The 21,679-nt window shown below is 37.9% G+C and carries 22 protein-coding genes; 18 read left to right on the forward strand and 4 right to left on the reverse strand.

What is annotated here, in order from left to right; all coding sequences use genetic code 11:
• Positions 1-40: 40 nt before the first annotated feature.
• Positions 41-1,033 (reverse strand): type IX secretion system protein PorQ, encoded by a 993-nt coding sequence (porQ, locus tag DQ356_RS07410; RefSeq protein ID WP_114303856.1) that lies wholly within the window; start codon positions 1,031-1,033, stop codon positions 41-43.
• Between the two features lie 149 nt (positions 1,034-1,182).
• Between porQ and pyrH the strand changes: the two genes are divergently transcribed.
• From pyrH to DQ356_RS07440, 6 genes are all read left to right on the forward strand, one after another.
• On the forward strand, positions 1,183-1,890 hold the full coding sequence (gene pyrH, locus DQ356_RS07415; RefSeq protein WP_114303857.1) for a UMP kinase: 708 nt from the start codon (positions 1,183-1,185) through the stop codon (positions 1,888-1,890).
• A 23-nt stretch (positions 1,891-1,913) separates the two neighbouring features.
• Positions 1,914-2,468 (forward strand): ribosome recycling factor, encoded by a 555-nt coding sequence (gene frr / locus DQ356_RS07420; RefSeq protein ID WP_114303858.1) that lies wholly within the window; start codon positions 1,914-1,916, stop codon positions 2,466-2,468.
• 275 nt (positions 2,469-2,743) lie between these two features.
• Positions 2,744-3,400, forward strand: coding sequence for a hypothetical protein (locus tag DQ356_RS07425; protein ID WP_114303859.1), 657 nt, complete (start codon positions 2,744-2,746; stop codon positions 3,398-3,400).
• A 111-nt stretch (positions 3,401-3,511) separates the two neighbouring features.
• Positions 3,512-4,159 carry a porin family protein gene (locus DQ356_RS07430; protein ID WP_114303860.1) on the forward strand — a complete coding sequence of 216 codons (648 nt, stop codon included), beginning with the start codon at positions 3,512-3,514 and terminating at the stop codon, positions 4,157-4,159.
• Positions 4,160-4,269: 110 nt separating this feature from the next.
• Positions 4,270-4,752: an outer membrane beta-barrel protein gene (locus DQ356_RS07435; RefSeq protein WP_114303861.1), complete on the forward strand. Its 483-nt coding sequence runs from the start codon at positions 4,270-4,272 to the stop codon at positions 4,750-4,752.
• A gap of 91 nt (positions 4,753-4,843) precedes the next feature.
• A complete protein-coding gene (locus DQ356_RS07440; protein WP_114303862.1) occupies positions 4,844-5,293 on the forward strand; it encodes a lipocalin-like domain-containing protein in 450 nt (149 codons plus the stop codon).
• A 53-nt stretch (positions 5,294-5,346) separates the two neighbouring features.
• Here the strand turns inward: DQ356_RS07440 and DQ356_RS07445 are convergent, their stop codons facing one another.
• On the reverse strand, positions 5,347-5,697 hold the full coding sequence (locus DQ356_RS07445) for a diacylglycerol kinase family protein (RefSeq protein ID WP_114303863.1): 351 nt from the start codon (positions 5,695-5,697) through the stop codon (positions 5,347-5,349).
• 135 nt (positions 5,698-5,832) lie between these two features.
• On the opposite strand from DQ356_RS07445, the gene dnaN reads away from it, so the two are divergent.
• From dnaN to gcvP, 4 genes are all read left to right on the forward strand, one after another.
• Positions 5,833-6,960: a DNA polymerase III subunit beta gene (gene dnaN, locus DQ356_RS07450; protein ID WP_114303864.1), complete on the forward strand. Its 1,128-nt coding sequence runs from the start codon at positions 5,833-5,835 to the stop codon at positions 6,958-6,960.
• A gap of 55 nt (positions 6,961-7,015) precedes the next feature.
• The gene (locus tag DQ356_RS07455) at positions 7,016-7,477 is read left to right on the forward strand and encodes a hypothetical protein (RefSeq protein WP_114303865.1); all 462 of its coding nucleotides are present in this window, start codon (positions 7,016-7,018) and stop codon (positions 7,475-7,477) included.
• A gap of 54 nt (positions 7,478-7,531) precedes the next feature.
• Entirely contained in the window at positions 7,532-8,176 is a 645-nt protein-coding gene (locus tag DQ356_RS07460; protein WP_114304049.1) for a J domain-containing protein, read from the forward strand.
• A gap of 291 nt (positions 8,177-8,467) precedes the next feature.
• Positions 8,468-11,323, forward strand: a complete 2,856-nt coding sequence (gcvP, locus tag DQ356_RS07465) for an aminomethyl-transferring glycine dehydrogenase (protein ID WP_114303866.1) — start codon at positions 8,468-8,470, stop codon at positions 11,321-11,323.
• A 60-nt stretch (positions 11,324-11,383) separates the two neighbouring features.
• Here gcvP and DQ356_RS07470 read toward each other — a convergent pair whose 3' ends face one another.
• The gene (locus DQ356_RS07470) at positions 11,384-11,839 is read right to left on the reverse strand and encodes a DUF3575 domain-containing protein (RefSeq protein ID WP_166413081.1); all 456 of its coding nucleotides are present in this window, start codon (positions 11,837-11,839) and stop codon (positions 11,384-11,386) included.
• A 161-nt stretch (positions 11,840-12,000) separates the two neighbouring features.
• Here DQ356_RS07470 and dgt point away from each other — a divergent pair, with 161 nt between their 5' ends.
• The 3 genes from dgt to DQ356_RS07485 all read left to right on the forward strand — a co-directional run bounded on the left by dgt (position 12,001) and on the right by DQ356_RS07485 (position 15,046).
• Entirely contained in the window at positions 12,001-13,356 is a 1,356-nt protein-coding gene (gene dgt, locus DQ356_RS07475; protein WP_114303868.1) for a dGTP triphosphohydrolase, read from the forward strand.
• Positions 13,357-13,414: 58 nt separating this feature from the next.
• The gene (locus tag DQ356_RS07480) at positions 13,415-14,347 is read left to right on the forward strand and encodes an SPFH domain-containing protein (protein ID WP_114303869.1); all 933 of its coding nucleotides are present in this window, start codon (positions 13,415-13,417) and stop codon (positions 14,345-14,347) included.
• Positions 14,348-14,479: 132 nt separating this feature from the next.
• On the forward strand, positions 14,480-15,046 hold the full coding sequence (locus tag DQ356_RS07485) for a methylated-DNA--[protein]-cysteine S-methyltransferase (protein WP_114303870.1): 567 nt from the start codon (positions 14,480-14,482) through the stop codon (positions 15,044-15,046).
• A 9-nt stretch (positions 15,047-15,055) separates the two neighbouring features.
• Here the strand turns inward: DQ356_RS07485 and DQ356_RS07490 are convergent, their stop codons facing one another.
• Positions 15,056-15,706 (reverse strand): NAD(P)H-binding protein, encoded by a 651-nt coding sequence (locus DQ356_RS07490; protein WP_114303871.1) that lies wholly within the window; start codon positions 15,704-15,706, stop codon positions 15,056-15,058.
• A 75-nt stretch (positions 15,707-15,781) separates the two neighbouring features.
• Between DQ356_RS07490 and DQ356_RS07495 the strand changes: the two genes are divergently transcribed.
• From DQ356_RS07495 to DQ356_RS07515, 5 genes are all read left to right on the forward strand, one after another.
• Complete coding sequence (locus tag DQ356_RS07495; protein WP_114304050.1) at positions 15,782-16,132, forward strand: MmcQ/YjbR family DNA-binding protein; 351 nt, start codon at positions 15,782-15,784, stop codon at positions 16,130-16,132.
• A gap of 98 nt (positions 16,133-16,230) precedes the next feature.
• Positions 16,231-17,085 carry an agmatinase gene (gene speB / locus DQ356_RS07500; RefSeq protein WP_114303872.1) on the forward strand — a complete coding sequence of 285 codons (855 nt, stop codon included), beginning with the start codon at positions 16,231-16,233 and terminating at the stop codon, positions 17,083-17,085.
• A 7-nt stretch (positions 17,086-17,092) separates the two neighbouring features.
• On the forward strand, positions 17,093-18,763 hold the full coding sequence (locus tag DQ356_RS07505) for a glutamine--tRNA ligase/YqeY domain fusion protein (protein ID WP_114303873.1): 1,671 nt from the start codon (positions 17,093-17,095) through the stop codon (positions 18,761-18,763).
• A 208-nt stretch (positions 18,764-18,971) separates the two neighbouring features.
• Entirely contained in the window at positions 18,972-20,996 is a 2,025-nt protein-coding gene (locus DQ356_RS07510) for a TonB-dependent receptor (RefSeq protein ID WP_228420685.1), read from the forward strand.
• Positions 20,997-21,036: 40 nt separating this feature from the next.
• Positions 21,037-21,678: a hypothetical protein gene (locus DQ356_RS07515; RefSeq protein ID WP_126723256.1), complete on the forward strand. Its 642-nt coding sequence runs from the start codon at positions 21,037-21,039 to the stop codon at positions 21,676-21,678.
• Position 21,679: the final 1 nt, after the last annotated feature.

Below are 21,679 nucleotides of genomic sequence, written 5' to 3' on the forward strand. Positions count from 1 at the left end.
AAGTTCGTATTTTAAATTGAAAAACCTAAGAAAATGGAAATTAATCGAATCGGTTTCCACTGAGATCTATAGAAATTCCCAACATATTCACATTGGAAGCACTGTGATATCTGATATGAGAATAATCGATCACAAATGCATTGAACCTGATCCCGAAACCTGCTGAAAGTCCGGCAAAACTCCGTTGGTCCAACACGGCAAGTTCACTGCCTCTTTTCACATTATAACCCAATCTTATTCTGAAAGAACTCTCGGGAAACAGTTCAGCACCGAAAGAGAAATGATCCATAATTTTTCTGGTAAAGCCTACTTCCTGTCCATTGAGATCCAATTCCGAAGAAATATTAAATTGTTGAAGATCGTGCGCTGTAATAGTGAGTGCTGCAGGAAATTTCTTTAAAATTTTTGTGTAGCCAAGGTCTATTCTGAAAGGAAGATTTTCCCTTGTTCCATCGAAAGTTTTGAACTGATAACCGAAATTTCTTGCTGCCAAAGCAAGGGTTTCGTTCGTTTTATCCAAATGATAAGTTACACCGATGGTTCCTGCGACGGCCATGGAAGTATAATTGTCAATTTTGGAATTAATGACTTGAACACCAGCTCCAATAGTCCATTCTTTTTCAAAATGATAGGCATATCCTGCACCTATAGCAGCGTCGAAAGCACCAAATTCTCCGTTCTGAAAACCAGCTTCATCGGTTCGTGGCATCTTTCCATAGTCCATATACCGGGCATTCGCAGTAATCATGTGTCCATTCTCAAATACGTGACCATAATTTAAGGTTCCGTAAGTGGAACCGGCCAGATAACTTGCTGCATTTACAGAAACCTGTTGATGCATGTCTGGATTCAATAAAGCAGGATTAACCGCAGCAAAATTGACATCCTTGTCCATGATCGAAATTGCATCGCCTCCCAAAGCAGCTTGCCTTGCGGAAACGGGAAGATTGAGAAAAGGATATACATTTTCGCCGACTTGCGCTTGCGCAGTCCCTACGTAAAATAAAAGCAATGAAAGGTAAATTTTCTTCAACGCAGAATTATGTATTGCAAAAATAATCCTTTTTAAAACTTATCAAAATTTTTAACAAATTATTTCATCTCAAATTCAAATCTTTAAAAAATGTGCTGCTTTTCATTATATTTGCACCGCACAATTTACAGCAATTAATCTTGTATAACATGAAGTACAAAAGAATCCTCCTGAAACTGAGCGGCGAAGCACTGATGGGAAACCTACCATATGGTATTGATAACGACCGTTTGAAAGAATATGCGCAAGAAATAAAAAAAGTAGTGGAGGAAGGTTGCGAAGTGGCTATCGTTATTGGTGGCGGCAATATTTTCCGGGGCGTTGCCGGCGCAGCGAAAGGAATGGACAGAGTACAGGGAGATTATATGGGAATGTTGGCGACAGTAATCAACGGAATGGCATTGCAGGGCGCTTTGGAAGATGCCGGAATTTTCACGAGGTTGCAAAGTGCGATTGAAATGGACAAAGTGGCAGAGCCGTTTATCAAAAGAAAAGCAGTTCGTCATTTAGAAAAGGGAAGGGTAGTGATCTTCGGAGCCGGAACGGGTAATCCTTATTTTACCACTGATACTGCGGCAACCCTGCGTGCAATAGAAATTGGGGCGGATGTAATCCTGAAAGGAACCCGGGTAGACGGAATTTATGATTCTGATCCTGAGAAAAATGAAAATGCCGTCAAATTTAATTCCCTTACTTTTGATGAAGTTTTTGAGAAAGGGATAAAAGTAATGGATATGACCGCCTTTACCCTGAGTCATGAAAACAAGCTTCCCATCATTGTTTTTGATATGAATAAAGATGGAAATCTCATGAAAATCGTACAAGGAGAAAGAATCGGAACTTTAGTAGATTTGTAAAATAACATTATCATTTATTAATTATGGAAGAATTAAATATGATTACAGATATGGTAAAGCAGGAAATGGATGCTGCATTAAAGCATTTGGATCACGCTTTCCAGAAGATCAGAGCCGGAAGAGCTTCTACTACCATGGTACAGGATGTTATGGTAGAATATTATGGGACAATGACACCGCTCAATCAGGTAGCCAACGTCTCGGTTCCAGATGCCATGACGATTTCTATACAACCCTGGGACAGAACCGCCATCAATCCTATTGAAAAAGCGATTATAAATTCAAATCTTGGTTTCGCACCTTCAAATAATGGAGATAGTATCATTCTGAACGTGCCGCCACTAACCGAAGAACGCAGAAGAGACCTCGCAAAGCAGGCCAAAGCTGAAGCAGAACAAACGAAAGTTACGGTTCGCAATGCACGCCAGGACGGAATGAAGGAACTCAAAAAACTAGAAGGCATTTCTGAAGATTTAATAAAAAATGCTGAAAATGAAATTCAGGAACTCACCGATAGTTATGTAAAACTCTGTGATGAGAACCTGAAAATAAAGGAAGCAGACATTATGAAAGTGTAATCTTTTACCTATAAAATAATTAATAACGCCGGAGATTTCTGGCGTTCTTGGTTTGTGAAAATTGAATATAATCGGTAATTTTTAGAGATTCTAATAACGAAATAATTCGATTATACATTTTTAATATTTGCTGAAATCCCTTTATTACCGAGAATTTGACAGTTTATAATTATTTTAAAGAAGGAAATTCTGATTTTTGTCATATTAATAAAAACTTAAAATTGGATGCTTTGTCATAAATTTGCAGCACTAAATTAAATTAATTTTTAAAAATCATGAAAAAACTGTTTTTAGTTGGTGCTCTTGCACTTTTCAGCGCTGTTAGTGCTCAGGAATTTAAACCTACTGCAGGTGATGTAACCGTAGACCTAGGTGTTGCAGGTGGATTAGGAAATACTACCATCAACCTTCCTGACCAAGGTTTTGGAACAGGTGCAATGTTCAAAGCCAGATATTTCAAAACAGAGAATATCGCTTACAGAGGAACTTTGTTTGTAGGAAATGTCAGTGAAACTGATAATTCAACTCCAGACATTAAAAAAGAAAATAATTTCTATGGTTTTGGATTAGGTTTCGGTATGGAAAGACACTTCACAGGAACTGAAAGATTATCTCCTTATGTAGGTGGTGATGTACTTCTAGGATATGGTTCTATGAACATTAAATCAACTGAAATTACAACAGGTGATGTAGAGGAACTGAAAGGTCCTGGTGTCTTCAGATTTGGGGTAAGAGGTGTTTTCGGAGCTGATTATTATATCGCTAAAAGAGTATTCTTAGGTGTAGAAGCAGGCCTTGGATTAATGTACGAATCAGAAGGTGATACTACATTAAAAAGAACTGGTGATGCTGATGTTGTTACAAAAGGTGGTAGTTCTTTCAGAATTACACCAGAAGTGGTAACGGGTATCAGAGTAGGATTTGCATTCTAATCATTTGATAACAATAACATTACAAGCCGGCAAAATTGTCGGTTTTTTTTTGTTAATTATTAATAAATTAATCCTATATTTGCCGCTTAATTCTAAAATAAATTAATTATTATGAAAAAACTATTTTTTGTTGGTGCTGTAGCACTTTTCGCTTCTGTAAATGCTCAGGAAGTTAAATTTGGAGCTAAGGCTGGATACGCAATGTCTACTATCTCAATGTCTATTGATGGATTAGGATTGACTATTAATACCAATTCTAAATCTACTTTTTATGCGGGAGCTTTAGTTGAATATCAATTAAACGATAAGTTTGCGCTTCAGGGTGAAGTTCTTTATTCACCTTTAGGAGGAGAGTATACAGTTGAAGAATCCTTCATGGGAGATAGTTTCAAAGCAACTTCAAAAGTGGATTTAGGAACTTTGCTTATTCCTATAGGTGCTAAATATTATGTATCTGAACAATTTGCATTAGGAGCTGGTTTGAATTTTGGGATTATTATGTCTGCGAAAAACAATTATACAGAAACGACTACCGTGGGTGGTGTGACTGAAACCGTATCAACAAGCGAGGATATGAAAGATGAAATTAATTCTCTGAATCTTGCACCTTATCTTGGAGCAGAATATAACTTATCTAACGGACTGTTTTTCGATGCAAGATATAACCTTGGAGTTTCTAACCTTGCAAAGGATTCTGGTGAAGGTAAATGGAAAAATAGCTTTTTTCAAATTGGTCTTGGATATAAGTTCGGGAACTAACCTCTTGAATCACAAATAAATCGTCTTGCTTAAGAGTAAGGCGATTTTTTTTGTTTTGTATTTAAAATTAATTTTATATTTACCATCTCAACCTAAATGAATAAATTATTATGAAAAAACTTTTTTTAGTAGGTGCTTTGGCACTTTTCGCATCCGTGAACGCACAGTCCGGATTTAAAATTGGTGCTCATGTTGGTTTGCCAATGGGAGATGCTGGTAATGCTTACAGCTTCAATGTTGGTGTTGATGCTGCGTACCTTTTTCCGGTTGCTGAATCCTTTTCAGCTGGTGTAGCTACTGGATATTCTGCATTCTTAGGTAAAGATGTTGGAGGATTTAAAGTTCCGACACTTGGATTGATTCCAATTGCTGCTACGGGACAATACATGCTTGCAGAACAGTTCAGTCTTGGTGCTGATCTTGGATATGGATTTTTAATGCAAGATGGAAATAACGATGGTGGATTTTATTACCAACCAAGAGCAACATATCATATTGGAGAAAATATGGGACTTTCTTTATCATATAAAGGAGTGTCTCAAAAAGGAGGTACAATCGACGCTATCAACTTAGGTTTTGGTTATAGCTTCTAATTAAATTTAAGAAAATAAAGAAGCCGTTTCAATATTAAATTTGAGTCGGCTTTTTGTTTAGTTATCACCTCTTTACTCAAAAAAAACTATTATGAAAAAACTCTTATTAATGCTTTTTGCATTTTCGTTGTTCGCTGCTGGATGTTCACGTGAAGATGATAAACCCCAAGATTTGCTTTTAGGATCTTGGAAACCTGTAAAATATGTTATGAAACATAGTTTAAATGGCACCCCAGAAGTTACCACAGAAAATGTTAGTATTTGTAGCCAACAAAGTAGAATGAATTTTGAAACAAATGGCAATGGTACTTCTACTACGTTTAGCGTTAAAAATAGTGTATGCTCTCAAACAGATTTTACAACCTTCACTTATCATTATGATACGAATACAAAGAAAATTACAATAAATGAAGGAGGCACAAGTTCTACTCAGGATGTGATAATTTTAACTTCTTCTACCCTTGTTCTTTCTATTTCTGACTCTTTCACAATGGGCGATCAGACACACCACTACGTACTTGAAACTTATTTACAAAAATAAATTAGGCTTACTTTTTAGTTATTTGCAAACCTCTCGTCATCGGGAGGTTTTTTTTACAAATACTTCCCATAAATGAGTATTGCTGTTACCAACGCGCCCAAAGTTGCTACAAGCACTGCACCTGCTGAAATATCTTTAATTTTTCCAATACTCAAATGAAATTCCGGGTGGATGAAATCGCAGATTTTTTCTACACAGGTATTGAGCATTTCGGTGATCAAAACGATAACAGAAACAATGATGATGATGGCAGCGTCTGCACTGTTCAGTTGCAAAGCGATAATCAGAAAAAAATTGATCAATAGAGCAAACAAATGAATCTGAAAATTTCTTTCCGAAAGAATCATTATGCCAATACCACGGAATGCGTAGCCAAAACTCTTATCCAGCGAGGGTTTTCTCATATCTTCAAAGATATTTAAAAATTGAAAAATCTCTTAATAAAATCAATTGTTTTTATCGTTTTTGTTGATAACTCATCTCCTAAATCTTCACTTTCTTGCGTCAATTTTATATATTTGTACAAATTTAATTAACAGATGAAGTTTATCGTTTCGAGTGGAGAATTGCAGAAAGCATTGCAAACGGTGAGTGGAGTGATCGCAAGTTCACAGTCCCGGCCAATCTTAGAAAACTACCTTTTCGCATTAGATGGAAATAATCTTAACATAACTGCTTCCGACGGAGAAACTACATTGGTAACTTCCGTGGAAGTTAAAAGCGATGAAACCGGAAAGTTCGCCGTTCCTGCAAAGATTTTTCAGGATTTTGTGAAAACTTACGGGGAGCAACCACTTACACTTTCTATAAAAGACAATGAAGAAGGAACGGGAAGTGTCCTCGAAATTCTGGATGAAAAAGATAATTTCGCCGTAGCACTGGACAATGCAGAAGATTACCCGGAATTCCCGGAATTTGATGCGTCCCAAAGTGTGAGAATTCCTGCCGGAATACTTTCAGAAGCACTCACCAATACGTTGTTTGCAACCAGCAACGATTCTCTTCGCCCCGTTATGACAGGTGTTTTGTTCCAGTTTGGGGAAGAAGGGACGCATTTTGTTTCTACTGATTCGCACAGGCTCGTGGTGTACAAAAGAACAGATCTTGTATCTGAGCCCATGGAATTCATTATGCCTAAAAAACCGCTCAGCATTTTTAAAAATATTTTGAGCAATTCCAGTGACGAAGTCGTGATAGAGTTCAATGAAAATATGGCCAAATTTACTTTTGGAAATAATATCTGGATTTGTAGACTTATCGACGGGAAATATCCGAATTACTCGGCTGTTATTCCAAAGGAAAATCCAAATATTCTAACCATTAACAGAAACCTTCTGCTGAATGCCATCAGAAGAGCTTCCATCATGTCGAATAAATCTACCAATCAGGTTCGTTTCAAACTTTCCGGAAATATTCTTCACCTTCATGCCGAAGATACAGAGTATGCAAACAAAGCAGATATGCAGGTTCCGTGCGATTATAACGGCGAAGATATCAATATTGGTTTCAGTTCTAAATTTCTTACGGAAATGCTGTCGGTACTTAGTTCAGAAGATATTACCCTTAAAATGTCACAGCCGAATCGTCCTGGAATTGTAGAACCTGTGGATGGATTGGAAGACAATGAACATTTGCTGATGCTTTCGATGCCGGTAATTGGAATGTAAATTTTGAATTAATAATACCTAAGACCCGGAATTTCGGGTCTTTTTTTATAAAGTTATGTTTGTTCCTCAGCAACTTCGACGGGATTTCGAAAAAAACCGGAATAAAACTTCTAATCCGGAAGTCTATCACAAAATTCTGAAGTCCGACTTTGAGGATTATGGTGGCTTTTGTGAATTGTACGTTGAAGCACAAAATGGCATTATCGAAACGGAACAGGTGGTGATACTGAACGATTTTATGGAAAAATACCAACATTTTATTCCTGAAATTCGCCAGTTCATCAATCTTAATTTAAAGCCGTTTGAAAAACTCATCAAACCTATTATTGACAAAGCGGCTTTCACTATTGATGTGATTGACATTCCAAAAAATCACAGCCAATATGATGTGGTGATGATTTGCGGAAAAACTTATCGTTTTCTATTTTGGAAAAAAGAAATCGCTATTAGAGTTGAATTTCAGGACGGAAGGATTCAATCCATGAAAAGAACTGACAATCCCGCTTTGGAAAATTAGTGATGCTGCATCGTTTCTAAGAAAATATTTACTTTTGTACTTTTACTATTGATTTTGAAAGACTATTATTATTTTCTGGGAATTAAAGACGATGCTTCGGAAGAAGAGATCAAAAAAGCCTACCGTAAACTGTCGTTGAAATACCATCCTGACAAAAATGAAAATGATGATTATTTTGCAGAACGTTTTCGGGAAGTACAGGAAGCCTATGAAACGCTGAGCGACAAAGAACGCCGAAAAACGTATAATCAGCAGTTTGTTTCAAACCGGCGCAGTTCCAGAACAAATTATCCGCCTTCCGTGAAAACGTTTACTTCCACAAAAATGCAAGCCGTGAAAGGCGACGAAATCACCATTAAATGGAATACAACACACGCAGATGTCGTAAAAGTATTGCCTTTTGGCCTGGAAAAATCTTATGGCGAAAGAACTTTTAAAATTACAGAATTTAAGGATGGTAAATTCGTGATGATTCTGCATGCTACCAATTCTTTGACGCGGCAAACTGCGGTTCAGGGCATCACGATTACCGAAGTTTTTGAGAATGACAGAGAAAAATTCAGACAGAATGTAGAAGAACTTTTCCGACCGGAAAAAGATACGCCAGAAACCAAGGATTATTCCAGGATTCTAAAGATTATATTGGCAGTGATGGCCTTGGCATTAGCCATGTTTTTCCTTTTGCAACAGGTGCGCTAATCAGGAAATTTTCAGTCGGCCAGGACATTTTTTGCAACGCTTTCCTTTTTTGAATTTCTTGCAGCATTTCTTTTTGCTGCATTGCATTTCTTCGATATTTCCGAAAGCCGGAGCAAGAGGAGCGATCCTGAAAGGATGATACTTGCATTCATGTCGCAAATATAAAAGTTATTTAGAATAAATCAAAATAATTGTACAACAACTATTCATGATGAAAATCACGGTTGCCTGAACGCCTGAAAATCCTTACTTTTACGAATCTTTATTTTTCAAAAAATACCCTATAAAAATATGAATACACAGCAGTTTGTCAACCGTCACATTTCCATGAATGAGGAGGATAAAAATGCAATGCTGGAAAGAATTGGCGTATCAAATATGGAAGAACTGATTCGCCAGACTATTCCTGCATCCATTATATCCAAAGAGGATTTGAATATTTCGGAACCTCTTTCTGAATATGAAATGATTCGGCATTCAAGTGATCTTTCTAAAAAAAATCAGGATTTTACCAACTATATTGGTTTTGGTTATCATCACACCATCCTGCCCGCTGCGATTAAAAGGAATATTTTAGAAAACCCCTCATGGTACACAGCCTATACGCCGTATCAGGCCGAGATTGCACAGGGAAGGTTGGAAGCACTTCTTAATTTTCAAACCGTTGTAGCTAATCTCACAGGTTTTCCAATTGCCAATGCGTCTCTTCTGGATGAAAGTACTGCCGCTGCAGAAGCCATGAATATGTTTTTCTCCGGCAGAACAAAAGAGCAAAGAAAATCAGCGGATAAATTTTTTGTTTCTGATCTCGTACTTCCTCAAACCATCGCTGTACTTACTACCAAAGCAGAAGGTTTAGGAATCCAAATCGTGATCGGTGACCACGAAAATCATTCTTTTGATGAAACGTATTTTGGCGTATTGCTACAATATCCGGGTAAAAATGGAGCCGTAATAGATTATTCTGATGATATCCAACGTTACAAAGAATTACAGTTACAGGTAGCTGTTGCCTGCGACCCATTGGCTTTGGTAAAATTGAAATCGCCGGCAGAAATGGGCGCTGACTGTGCCGTTGGAACTACTCAACGATTCGGGATTCCTATGGGATATGGTGGTCCTCACGCTGCATTTTTCTCTTGTAAAGAAGAATATAAACGCGATATTCCCGGAAGAATTATCGGCGTTTCTCAGGATAAATACGGGAAAAGAGCGCTTCGCATGGCATTGCAAACGAGAGAACAGCACATTAAAAGAGAAAAAGCGACTTCCAATATTTGTACAGCACAAGTTTTATTGGCAGTAATGGCCGGAATGTATTGTGTATATCATGGTCCAAAAGGCTTGAATTTTATTGCCGACCAGATTCATTTCAAAACCAATGCGCTCTCAGGTGCGTTGAAAGCACTGGGCTATGATGTAGTAGAGGAACCGGTGTTTGATACCGTAAAAATTCTTATTTCGGAATCCGAAAAAGGAAATCTGATGAGATTGATGAGAGACCGTAAAATTAATCTGAATTATTTCTCTGAAAATATTGTCAGCATCGCCCTGAATGAAAGCACAACGATTGAAAAACTGAATATTCTGGTTGAAGTTTTTGCTAATTTTAAACAAAAGCAGGCTTTTAAACTTGCTTTGAAAGAAGAATATTCACTTCCTGAAAATCTATTGAGAAAAGATGAAATTCTGACAGAAGAAGTATTCAATAAATACCATACAGAAACCGAGTTGATGCGCTATATCAAGCGTTTGGAAAGAAAAGATCTTTCACTTACACATTCTATGATTTCTCTCGGATCCTGTACCATGAAGCTGAATGCCGCTACACAAATGCTTCCGATTTCCTGGGGAGCTTGGGGAAATATTCATCCATTTGTTCCTGTAGAACAGGCTGCAGGATATCAGGAAATGATCCGCGAACTGGAAAAAGATCTGGCCGAAATTACTGGTTTTGCGGGTACTTCACTTCAGCCCAATTCCGGAGCTCAGGGAGAATATGCCGGTTTGATGGTGATTCGGGAATATCATAAATCCAATGGCGACGATCATAGGAATATTGTCCTCATCCCGCAATCTGCGCACGGAACCAACCCTGCTTCCGCTGTATTGGCCGGAATGAAAGTAGTAGTTTGTAAAAACTTGGAAAACGGGGAAATTGACGCTGCCGACTGGAAAGCAAAAGCCGAACAACATAAAGAAAATCTGGCTGCTGCCATGATCACTTATCCGTCCACGTATGGTTTTTTTGATGCCAACATCAAAGAAATTATTCAAATTATTCATGATAACGGAGGGCAAGTTTATATGGACGGAGCCAACATGAATGCGCAGGTTGGATTTACAAGTCCAGGGTTAATTGGTGCGGATGTTTGTCACCTTAACCTTCACAAAACCTTCGCAATTCCTCACGGTGGTGGCGGTCCAGGAGTTGGCCCTATTTGCGTGGCTCCTCATCTGGTGAAATTTTTGCCCAGCAACCCGAATATTAAAATTGGAAGCAAAGAAGCCATCGAAGCCATTTCTTCTGCACCTTACGGATCAGCTTTGGTACTGAATATTTCTTATTCTTACATCAAAATGTTAGGTGCTTCCGGATTGAAAAAGTCAACAGAACACGCTATTTTGAATGCTAATTATCTAAAAGAAATCCTCGCTGAACATTTCCCGATTCTTTATTCCAATAAAGAAGGAAGGGTGGCGCACGAATGTATTGTGGATTTCAGACAGTTCAAATCTCTTGGAATTGAAGTAGCTGATATTGCAAAACGCCTTATGGATTATGGATTTCATGCGCCTACAGTTTCCTTTCCTGTTGCCGGAACGCTCATGATAGAACCGACAGAAAGTGAAAGCAAATCGGAAATTGACCGTTTCGCTGATGCTTTAATCAGCATTAAAAGAGAAATTGAAGAAATTGAAAACGGACAGGCAGATCCAACCAATAATGTTCTGAAAAACGCACCGCATACCGAGCAGGTAGTGATTTCCGACAGTTGGGATAAACCTTACAGCAGAGAAAAAGCGGCATATCCACTGGATTGGGTTCGCGAACATAAATTTTTCGCTTCTGTTTCCCGTGTGGATGAAGCTTTTGGAGACCGGAATCTGGTGTGTACCTGCGAGCCTATCGAAGCTTACATGTAAATTATCGAATTATAAATTTATAAAAATCCCGATCAATTCGGGATTTTTTTCTTTTTGAAACTAAAACTGGTATCCTAATGAAATTAATCCGTTACCCAATAAAGGAACAAGATCATTTTCATTGAAATCATAGCCAACAGTGATAAAAGTATTAATAGTAAATCTGTTGTTCAGTTTAAATTTATAGCCACCGCCTAAAGCAGGACCAAAGTATTTTTTCGAAGTCTTATTGCTTTCAACTTCGTTTATAAATAGGGTTGACTGTACTTTTGAAAAATAAATTTCGCCCATTAAAAACCAAGTATTAAAATCGTCTCTGAAATAATATCGTACAAATGGAGAGGTGTAAAATTCAGTAAGGTTTTTACTGCTGTAGCTGTTGCTGGTCATTATAATGAGTTCATTTTTTTTTATACCGAACAAGCCAGTTCCTGCTTGTGCTCCGAAACTAAATTTTTTCCCGGTAAAATATTCATAAGAAATTCCGATATTGGTGAAGCTTGATTGAATTGCCAATTCATTTTTCTGAGAATTATAAAAATTTGTCAGAAAAAAGAATAAAGAACAGAAAAAATAATTTGATTTCATTAATACAATTTCTGACAAAATTAAATAAAATAAGGCATTTCAATCTTTAAATGATAGCATATTCCTGCCAATTATCTATTTTTGAAGCTATGATTTTAAATCAAATTTTTACCAGTCAACGTTCCGGAAACCATGCGCCAACTCGTGCTCACAGAACAGATTTTCAGAGAGATTTCGACCGGATTATTTTTTCTTCCGCATTCCGCAGGCTTCAGAATAAAACACAGGTTTTTCCTTTGCCTGGAAGTGTTTTCGTTCACAACAGGCTCACACATTCTTTGGAAGTTTCTTCTGTCGGGAGAAGTTTGGGAAGTGTTGCCGGAGAATTTATTGTTGATAAATACAAAAATGAACTTACTGATGATGCTTTAGATTTTTATCAGCATAACCTCAGCAATGTTATTGCCGCAGCGTGTCTTTGTCATGATGTGGGGAATCCGGCTTTCGGGCATTCCGGTGAAGATGCCATTGCCAGTTATTTTGAACGGAATGAATCCGATTTAAAATCTTTATTTTCTGAAAAAGAATGGGCAGATTTGATCAATTTTGAGGGAAATGCCAACGCAATCAGAACATTAACGCATCAACAAACCGGAAAAGATGTCGGCGGAACTCAGCTTACTTACACAACATTGGCAAGTATTGCAAAATATCCCTGCGAAGCTGTAGCCAGAACCAAAGGAATTCTGCACCGGAAAAAATTTGGTTTTTTTCAAAATGAAAAAGAAACGTTTCTGGATATTGCCCACGCTGTCAAAATGACCTCGGAAAGTGAAGATCCTGTTATTTTCCGCAGGCATCCTTTCGTATGGCTTGTGGAAGCAGCGGATGATATCTGTTACAATATTATCGACATGGAAGATGCTCACCGTTTGGGAATTATTTCTACCGATGTAACACAGGAATTATTTTTAGAACTGATCAAATCTGAAAATCGTGATATACAAAAAGTGACGCAGAAACTTAGCGAAATCTCCAATGCCAACGAAAGAATATCTTACCTGCGCGCGAAAGTGATTAATGCACTCATTAACAAAGCAACAGAGTTGTACAAGTTTAATTTTGAAAAAATTCTGGAAGGCAATCTCGACAAAGCGTTGCTTGAAATTTTCTTAAATGAAAATCCTTCCCTTAAAGAAATTGAACGGTTTTCTATTGAGCATATTTATGGTCACAGATCTGTTGTGGAAATCGAAAATGCTGGTTATAATGTGATGTATGAATTGTTGGATCATTTTATTCCGCCTGTCATAAAAAATCCTTCCGAAAGAAAATCCTACGATAAAAAAGCGCTGCAGCTCATTCCTCAACAGTTTTGTTATGAAAACGGTAGCTTGTATCAAAAAACATTGGGAGTTATTGATTTTGTTTCCGGAATGACGGATAATTTTGCAACAGATCTCTACAGAAAAATAAAAGGAATAGAAATCGGAATGACGGTTTAAAAATAACCCATAAACCATTTTTTTTGTATCTTTCAGTACAAATTTTAAATAATACAATATGACTTTTTTTGTAGCGATTATTTTCATAGGATTAATCATTTTATTTGCTTCTTTCTTTATTGTCAAACAGGAAACGGCAGCCATTGTCGAACGTTTCGGTAAACTGCAATCGGTGCGTCATGCAGGATTTCATCTGAAAATTCCACTTATTGACCAGATTTCCAAGCGTTTGAATCTCAGAATTCAACAGTTGGATGTCATCATTGATACGAAAACGCTGGATAACGTTTTTATCAAAATGAAAGTTTCAGTTCAGTATCAGGTTATCAGAAATCAGGTGGCAGATGCTTATTATAAACTGGAATATCCTGAAGGACAGATTACTTCATTTGTATTTGATGTTGTGCGTGCTGAAGTTCCCAAAATGAAACTGGACGATGTTTTTGTTCGCAAAGACGATATCGCCGTTGCCGTTAAAGGTGAACTTCAGGAAGCGATGAACAGTTATGGTTATGATATTATCAAAGCATTGGTGACAGATATTGATCCGGATGAGCAGGTGAAACATGCCATGAACAGAATCAACGCTGCAGAAAGAGAAAAAACAGCTGCAGAATATGAATCCGAAGCACAAAGAATCAGAATTGTTGCCGTAGCGAAAGCAGAAGCAGAATCTAAAAAGCTTCAGGGACAAGGTATTGCAGATCAAAGAAGGGAAATTGCAAAAGGTTTGAAAGAGTCGGTAGAAATGCTGAATAATGTCAACATTAATGCAGCAGAAGCATCCGCACTTATCGTTGTTACACAGCATTATGACACTTTACACTCCGTGGGTTCCAACAACCGAAGCAATCTCGTTCTGTTGCCGAATTCTCCTACAGCAGCCAGCAATATGCTGAATGATCTCGTGGTTTCGATGGCGGCAACACAGCAATTCGCTGATCTGGATAAAAGCAATTTGCCACAACCTCCGAAGCAACACGGACATTAATTAAAATAATTTTTACAAAGGCTGGACTTCACGTTCGGCCTTTTTTAATTAAAAATCGCAAGTGAAAAACTTATTTCAAAGTAGTGATTGAGTTTTTAAAGTTGGTACATTTGTAATGAATATGATGTTACTATGAAAACAAACCTTGTTTCTGCCCTCGATGTTACTCTTCCTAAAAAAGAAAAGAAAGGCGTTATTTATTCAAAAAAAATTGATACGCCACTAGGAGCAATGATTGCCTGTGCCGGCGAAAGCGGCATCTGTATGTTAGAGTTCTCTGACAGAAAATCTTTAGGAGCAGAACTGGAAGAGATTTCCAGGCATTTCGGTGCTCATATTATTCCGGGAGAAAGCTCAGTATTCGCGACGCTGGAAGAAGAACTTCACGAATATTTTAATGGAGAAAGAAAAATGTTTTCGGTTCCCCTTTCGCCCGTCGGAACCGATTTTCAGAAAAAAGTATGGGAAGTGCTGATGAAAATTCCGTACGGAACCACAACAAGTTATCGTGAACAGGCAACAATTCTTGGAAATCCAAAAGCGGTAAGAGCAGTAGCCAATGCCAACGGACTTAATAAAATTTCAATTTTTATTCCGTGTCACCGGATTATCGGAAGTAATGGAACGCTTACAGGTTATGGCGGAGGAATCTGGAGAAAACAAAAACTTCTAGAGTTGGAAAAAGCAATTTTAATTTAAGAGCGCTATTCAATTTTTTTCTGCAAAACTGAAAATTGCTCCTAATTTAATTTTAGAATAACCGTTGGATTTTATTTTGGCTGCGTTGCTCATTGCCTGAGCCAGAACTTCTGTGGGTAAAGGTTTTTGGCTTGTCAGGATGCCCAGTTTATTTGCAAATTTGATAATTTTTCCTCCCAAAACTTCTCCGGATCGTTCTGATTCTTTTCGTTCCAACATTCCCGGTTGAAAAATAGTGATTTTATTGAAATGAAGCCCTTTCACAGCCTCTTCCAGTGCTCCTTTCATTCTGGAATAAAAAAGTTTTGATTTCGGATGTGCACCATATGCAGAAACAAGAATATAATCTTCCACCTGATTTTCTTTGGCAGCTTTGGCGAAATTCAACTGATAATCGTGATCTACTTTCCATTGATTCGCTTTGCTTCCTGCATCTTTCAAAGTAGTTCCGAGACAGGAAAACGCAACATCTCCTTTTACCAAATCCCGCCAATCTTCAGGTTTCTCAAAATCAATTACATGTACCGTCAGTTTAGGATGTGTTGCAGGCAAATTGCGCCTTGAAAAAGCATGAATTTCATGAAAATCAGGATCATCCAATAATTTCCCAACCAATTCTTTTCCTGTAGCACCCGTCGCACCAATTACCAAAGCTTTCATATAGGATCAATTTCAGGAATAAATATAGTATTTTTGAATCAGAATCACGAAATATTCGTTAAAAATATCTTTGAAATGACAGCAGAAGAAATCCGGGATTATTGTCTCGCAAAAGCAGGTGCAACAGAAAGTTTTCCTTTCGATAGTGAAACTCTGGTGTTTAAAGTGGGAGGAAAGATGTTTCTTTTGGTTCCTTTGGAAAAACAACCGTCACAATTTGCAGCAAAGGCAGATCCGGAATGGACCGCTGAACTCAGAGAGCAGTTTCCACAGATTACGGGAGCTTATCACATGAATAAAATCCATTGGAATATGGTGATTTGCGAAGGATTGAAAGTGGAACTTCTCCAACAGCTGATTGATCATTCTTATGACCTAGTATTCCGTTCTCTCACCAAGAAATTACAGAAAGAAATCTTGCCATAGATGGCAGGTTGTGTTCTAAATCCAATGAGTTATCGGTGAAAAATGTTTTATCTTTGACCTTTTAAAAAACGAATTAAATTCAAAAAAATATACTTTTTATGAGAACGTACGCAGGAATTCCTGAAGATAATGCCGAGTTGGATACCTCCGATGTGATGCTTTTAACAGTGCCTTATGACGGTACTTCAACATGGGGGAAAGGAGCTGATAAAGGGCCTGAACTTTTTCTGGATGCTTCAGAAAACATGGAACTTTTTGATATTGAAACCAGAACGGAACCTTATCTAAACGGGGTTTGGATGGCAGGTGCAGTTTCTGAAAATTCCAGTCCGGAAGCGATGACAGAAGCAGTGTACGACAGAACTAAGGAATTGCTGAAATATGATAACAAGCTGTTCACAATGATTGGTGGTGAGCATTCCGTTTCCATTGGTTCTATTCGCGCTTTAGGTGAAAAATATCCGGATCTTACTGTACTGCAGTTGGATGCGCATACAGATTTGCGCCCGGAATTTCATGGTTCTTCCTGCAATCATGCGTGTGCTGTTTTTGAAGCCCGCCAAAAATTGAATTTGGTACAGGTCGGAATTCGTTCAATGGATGCCGAAGAAATGGAATACGTTCCGGAAGGACAATGTTTTTGGGCACACGAAATTGCTTCCAATGCAAATTGGATCGATGATGTGTTGGAAAAAGTTTCAGGAAACGTTTATATTACAATCGATCTGGATGCTTTTGATCCATCTGTCGCTCCTTCCACAGGAACACCTGAACCCGGCGGATTGCAATGGTATCCGACTTTGGAATTATTAAAAAAAGTATTTCAAAAATGCAATGTAGTCGCTTTTGATATTGTGGAGTTGATGGAAAGCCCATACTCGAAACCTACTGCTTTTCTGGCGGCAAAACTCTATTACAAAATGCTGGCTTATTATCATACAGCGCATAAATAAAAAAATCATGGAAGAAGAAAAGAAAAGACTCAATTTTATTGAGCAAATTATAGAGGATGATTTAGCCAACGGAATGAAACGGGAACAGCTTCGGTTTCGTTTTCCACCAGAACCCAACGGATATCTCCACATTGGACATACCAAAGCTATTTGTATTAATTTTGGTTTGGGCGAGAAATATAATGCACCCGTGAATCTACGTTTTGATGACACCAATCCTGAAAAAGAAGAACAGGAATATGTAGATTCGATCAAAGAAGATGTCTCTTGGCTGGGATTTCAGTGGGATCAGGAATTGTACGCTTCCGATTATTTTCAACAACTTTATGAATGGGCTGTACAAATGATCAAAGATGGGAAAGCGTATGTGGACGAACAACCATCGGAAATCATTACCGAACAGCGCAAGAATCCTATTGAACCGGGTATTGAAAGTCCATACCGGAATCGGCCCGTTGAAGAATCTCTGGATTTATTCCAACGCATGAAAGCAGGAGAATTCGAGGAAGGCACGATGTCTTTAAGAGCCAAAATCGACATGACTTCTCCCAATATGAATATGAGAGATCCGGTAATGTACAGAATTTTAAAACGACCGCATCACAGAACCGGCGATCAGTGGAAAATATATCCGATGTACGACTGGGCGCATGGTGAAAGCGATTATATCGAACAAATTTCTCACTCTCTTTGTTCTCTTGAATTTGAAAATCACCGTCCTTTGTATGACTGGTATCTGGATCAGGTGTATGAAGAGGGAAATGTCCGAAATAAACAAAGGGAATTTGCTCGGATGAATGTTTCTTACATGATTACTTCCAAAAGAAAACTACACCGTTTGGTGAAAGAAGGCGTTGTCAATGGTTGGGACGATCCGCGAATGCCTACCATTTCCGGACTTAGGCGAAAAGGATATACACCAGCATCCATTAAAAATTTTATAGAAAGGGTAGGAGTAGCCAAGCGTGAAAACCTGATTGACATACAACTTCTGGAATTTTTTGTGAGGGAAGATCTTAATAAAATTGCCCGCAGAATGATGGCTGTGAAAGATCCTGTAAAACTGATCATAGAAAATTATCCTGAGGATCATGAAGAATGGCTGGAAACGGAAAATAATCCTGAAGATCCAAACGCAGGAACGAGGAAAATTCCTTTTTCCAGAGAAATCTGGATTGAAAGGGAAGATTTTATGGAGGAAGCACCTAAAAAATTCTTCAGACTTTCTATAGGAAATGAGGTTCGCCTGAAATCTGCCTACATTATCAAAGCAGAACGCGTAGAAAGAGACGAAAATGGGGAAATCATAACCATTTATGCTACTTACGATCCAGACACAAGATCCGGAAGTGGCTCAGAAGCCAGCCAAAGAAAAGTAAAAGGAACTTTGCATTGGGTTTCTGTAAAGCACGCTGTTCCGGTAGAAATCAGAATTTATGACCGCTTATTCACTGTAGAACAACCTGATGCTGAGAAAGATTCAGATTTTTTGGAATTCATCAATCCGGATTCCCTGACCGTTGTGTACGGATATGCCGAACCTGCTATCCAAGAAATGGAAACAGGCCAGCCAATACAGTTTCAGAGAATCGGATATTTTACAAAAGATACGGACAGTACAGGTGACAGATTGGTGTTCAACCGAACGGTCACTTTAAAAGATAGCTATAAACCTTAACCTAAAATAACGGTATTTATATCCCTGATACGAATACCGTTTTTTTTATTTTAATGAGAAAGCCGACGTATCTGCGTTTTAGTTTGTAATTGATTTTCAACATTTGTTTTAGTTTTGCTGCAAATTTAACACTTATCATTAAAAAAGAAAGTTAATTTAGCGTTAAAATTATTTAAATGATAATGTTGTCATCTTTGAAATATTTATTTTGAAGAAACTATTATATTTTTTTTGGATATTCTCTTTTGCTTTATTTTCATCTCAGGAAACAGACAGCGTTTCATTAATCTCTGAAGTGGTGATGGATGCATATCAAAAACCGACTCGCTTCATCGCTTCTACCAAATCTGCAGCCATCGCACAGGGCAATATTTTGAAACTGAATGCACCGGACAGACTTCTAGAAAGCTTGAATTTTCTTCCCGGAACCCGAATGGAAGAACGTTCACCCGGAAGTTACAGGCTTGCGATTCGGGGTAGTGCGCTCAGGTCGCCGTATGGTGTGAGAAATGTGAAGGTGTATCTGGACGAATTTATCTTTTCAGACGCCACAGGAAATACTTATCTTAATTTGCTTGATCCGTCGCTCATCAACAAAATTGAATTGTATAAAGGCCCGGAAGGTGGAGATTTTGGTGCGGTAACAGGTGGAACAGTTTTGCTGAAAACGTCAGATTCAGAACGCAAAACACTGGAAATAAATGCAGGAAGCTATGGGCTTTTTCGATATGGAGCGCATTATGCGCGCGATTTTGGGCAACATTCATTACAGTTTTTTCATAGTTTTCATACCGCAGATTCTTACCGGGAACAGTCCGCCTTACAGCGCATGAATTTCTTTCTGAAAGATAAAATTACCTATAAAAAAGATCATGAATTAAATCTGATGTTTCTCTTCTCCGATTTAAAATATGAAACTCCTGGCGGACTCACCGAAGCACAGATGAACGACAACAGAAGACAAGCGAGACCCGCTGCTGGTGCATTTCCTGGTGCTTCCGAACAACAGGCAGGAATTTATAATCAAACTTTTATGGGCGGAATTTCTCACCGTTTTCCGCTGTCAGAAAGTTGGTCACATTTTATGGTTTTTCAGAATACCATTACATCTATTAAAAATCCCTTCATCACCAATTTTGAGAAAAGAAAAGAAGAAAATTATGCCTTCAGAACTCATCTGAATTATGAAAAAATATTGAAAAATATGATTTTGCAAACGCGGATTGGTTTTGAAGGAGGAATGAATACCACACAAATTGAAAATTTTGATAACAATAAAGGTGTGCCGGGAAATTTACAAAATGCCGATAAAATCTTTGCCAGAAGTGGATTTATTTTTCTTTCCCAAAAAGCTGAAATAGGAAACCGGTTGTTCATTGATGCTGCATTAAGCCTGAATGGAATGGAATATCAATGGAAAGTGCCAGACGCAGCGGATGGTGCTGTACAGTTTAATAATCAATGGTTGCCCGATTTTGGCATCACTTATCTTTTGAGTGAACGCTTTTCTATTCGGGGTAAAATCGGAAAAGGAAATTCTGCTCCGGTGTTGGAAGAATTCCGTTCTTCAACTCAGGAAATTAATACTTTTTTGAAACCGGAATATGGATGGAATAAAGAACTCGGATTCCGAAAGCAATTAGGAACTTCCTTTTATCTGGAAGCATCGTTTTTTGATTTTCGCCTTAAAGATGCGATTGTCAGAAGACAAAACGAGGCCGGACAGGAGTTCTTTGTCAATTCCGGAAGTACAGCGCAACAAGGAATTGAAATAACTGCGGAAACTAAAAAATTTAAAATAAATTCTTCTTTTCTGAATGAAATCAGATTTTGGACTTCCGCAGCGTTTTATGATTTCACTTTTGAAGAATATCGTAAAAACGATGAAGATTATTCAGGAAACAAAATAACAGGTGTTCCCGCTTCCACCATCCAGAATTTGTTGAGCTTGAAATTAGCGAACATCATGAACTTTCACTTGTCACATTTTTATACATCGTCTTTTTATCTGAATGATGCCAATAGTGTGGCTTCTGAACCCAGTCTCATTGGAAATTTAGTTTTCGAATATCCCTTAAAATTGAACAATTCTATTCTGAATTTTAAAGTTCAGATGAACAATATTTATAATACAAAATATGTTCTCGGGTATGACATCAATGCTTTCGGAGGAAGGTTTTATAATCCGGCACCGACACGAAGCTTCACAGCAGGAATGACAATACATTTTTAATTCACGGAATAAAAGTTGCTCTGCCTCAATAAAAAATGTTGTGAAAAAGATCATCTTCTTATTTCTTCTAATGTTGTTTTCAGGATCCTGCACTCAAAAAAAAACGGATTTACCATCTCAGGAACTAACTGTGAATTCGGTTTCAGAAGATACCACTTCTACTCTAAAGCCATTTCCGGAAGCGGAAAATAAGAATGTTATTTCGCTCAGCATTCAAATTTTAAATCTTTTGCAAAAAGAACAATATGATGAATTTATCGGATTTATTCATCCGGAAAAAGGGATGCGCTTTTCCATGTACGCTCATGTTGATCCGCAAAAAAACAAGGTTTTCAGCCGGGAAGATTTTCAGAAATATATCAACTCCAACATCCGTTTTACCTTCGGAGAAAAGGACGGAACCGGAGAAAAATACGTTATTTCTCTCGGGAAATATATTCAGGAATGGGTATTGAAAAGAGATTTCAGTAAAGCGGAATTGCTGCACAATACTTTTAAAGGAGAGGGAAACTCGCTGAACAATTTAAAAGAAATGTATCCAAATTCGGAATTTACAGAGTTTTACATTTCAGGAACTGAACAATACGGTGGTATGGACTGGAATGCGCTTCGATTGGTTTTCGAAAAATTTGAAGGGAAATATTATCTTGTTGCCATCATCAACGATCAGTGGACAATCTGAA

Origin of the sequence: Chryseobacterium lacus (assembly GCF_003336205.1) — a bacterium.
GTDB classification, from domain to species: domain Bacteria; phylum Bacteroidota; class Bacteroidia; order Flavobacteriales; family Weeksellaceae; genus Chryseobacterium_A; species Chryseobacterium_A lacus.

Bases quoted from the DNA above. Each gene is read 5' to 3' on its own strand.
- pyrH (WP_114303857.1), top strand. From the start codon at position 1,183: ATGAAGTACAAAAGAATCCTCCTGAAACTGAGCGGCGAAGCACTGATG.
- frr (WP_114303858.1), top strand. From the start codon at position 1,914: ATGGAAGAATTAAATATGATTACAGATATGGTAAAGCAGGAAATGGAT.
- DQ356_RS07425 (WP_114303859.1), top strand. From the start codon at position 2,744: ATGAAAAAACTGTTTTTAGTTGGTGCTCTTGCACTTTTCAGCGCTGTT.
- DQ356_RS07430 (WP_114303860.1), top strand. From the start codon at position 3,512: ATGAAAAAACTATTTTTTGTTGGTGCTGTAGCACTTTTCGCTTCTGTA.
- DQ356_RS07435 (WP_114303861.1), top strand. From the start codon at position 4,270: ATGAAAAAACTTTTTTTAGTAGGTGCTTTGGCACTTTTCGCATCCGTG.
- DQ356_RS07440 (WP_114303862.1), top strand. From the start codon at position 4,844: ATGAAAAAACTCTTATTAATGCTTTTTGCATTTTCGTTGTTCGCTGCT.
- DQ356_RS07445 (WP_114303863.1), bottom strand. From the start codon at position 5,697: ATGAGAAAACCCTCGCTGGATAAGAGTTTTGGCTACGCATTCCGTGGT.
- dnaN (WP_114303864.1), top strand. From the start codon at position 5,833: ATGAAGTTTATCGTTTCGAGTGGAGAATTGCAGAAAGCATTGCAAACG.
- DQ356_RS07455 (WP_114303865.1), top strand. From the start codon at position 7,016: ATGTTTGTTCCTCAGCAACTTCGACGGGATTTCGAAAAAAACCGGAAT.
- gcvP (WP_114303866.1), top strand. From the start codon at position 8,468: ATGAATACACAGCAGTTTGTCAACCGTCACATTTCCATGAATGAGGAG.
- dgt (WP_114303868.1), top strand. From the start codon at position 12,001: ATGATTTTAAATCAAATTTTTACCAGTCAACGTTCCGGAAACCATGCG.
- DQ356_RS07480 (WP_114303869.1), top strand. From the start codon at position 13,415: ATGACTTTTTTTGTAGCGATTATTTTCATAGGATTAATCATTTTATTT.
- DQ356_RS07485 (WP_114303870.1), top strand. From the start codon at position 14,480: ATGAAAACAAACCTTGTTTCTGCCCTCGATGTTACTCTTCCTAAAAAA.
- DQ356_RS07490 (WP_114303871.1), bottom strand. From the start codon at position 15,706: ATGAAAGCTTTGGTAATTGGTGCGACGGGTGCTACAGGAAAAGAATTG.
- DQ356_RS07495 (WP_114304050.1), top strand. From the start codon at position 15,782: ATGACAGCAGAAGAAATCCGGGATTATTGTCTCGCAAAAGCAGGTGCA.
- speB (WP_114303872.1), top strand. From the start codon at position 16,231: ATGAGAACGTACGCAGGAATTCCTGAAGATAATGCCGAGTTGGATACC.
- DQ356_RS07505 (WP_114303873.1), top strand. From the start codon at position 17,093: ATGGAAGAAGAAAAGAAAAGACTCAATTTTATTGAGCAAATTATAGAG.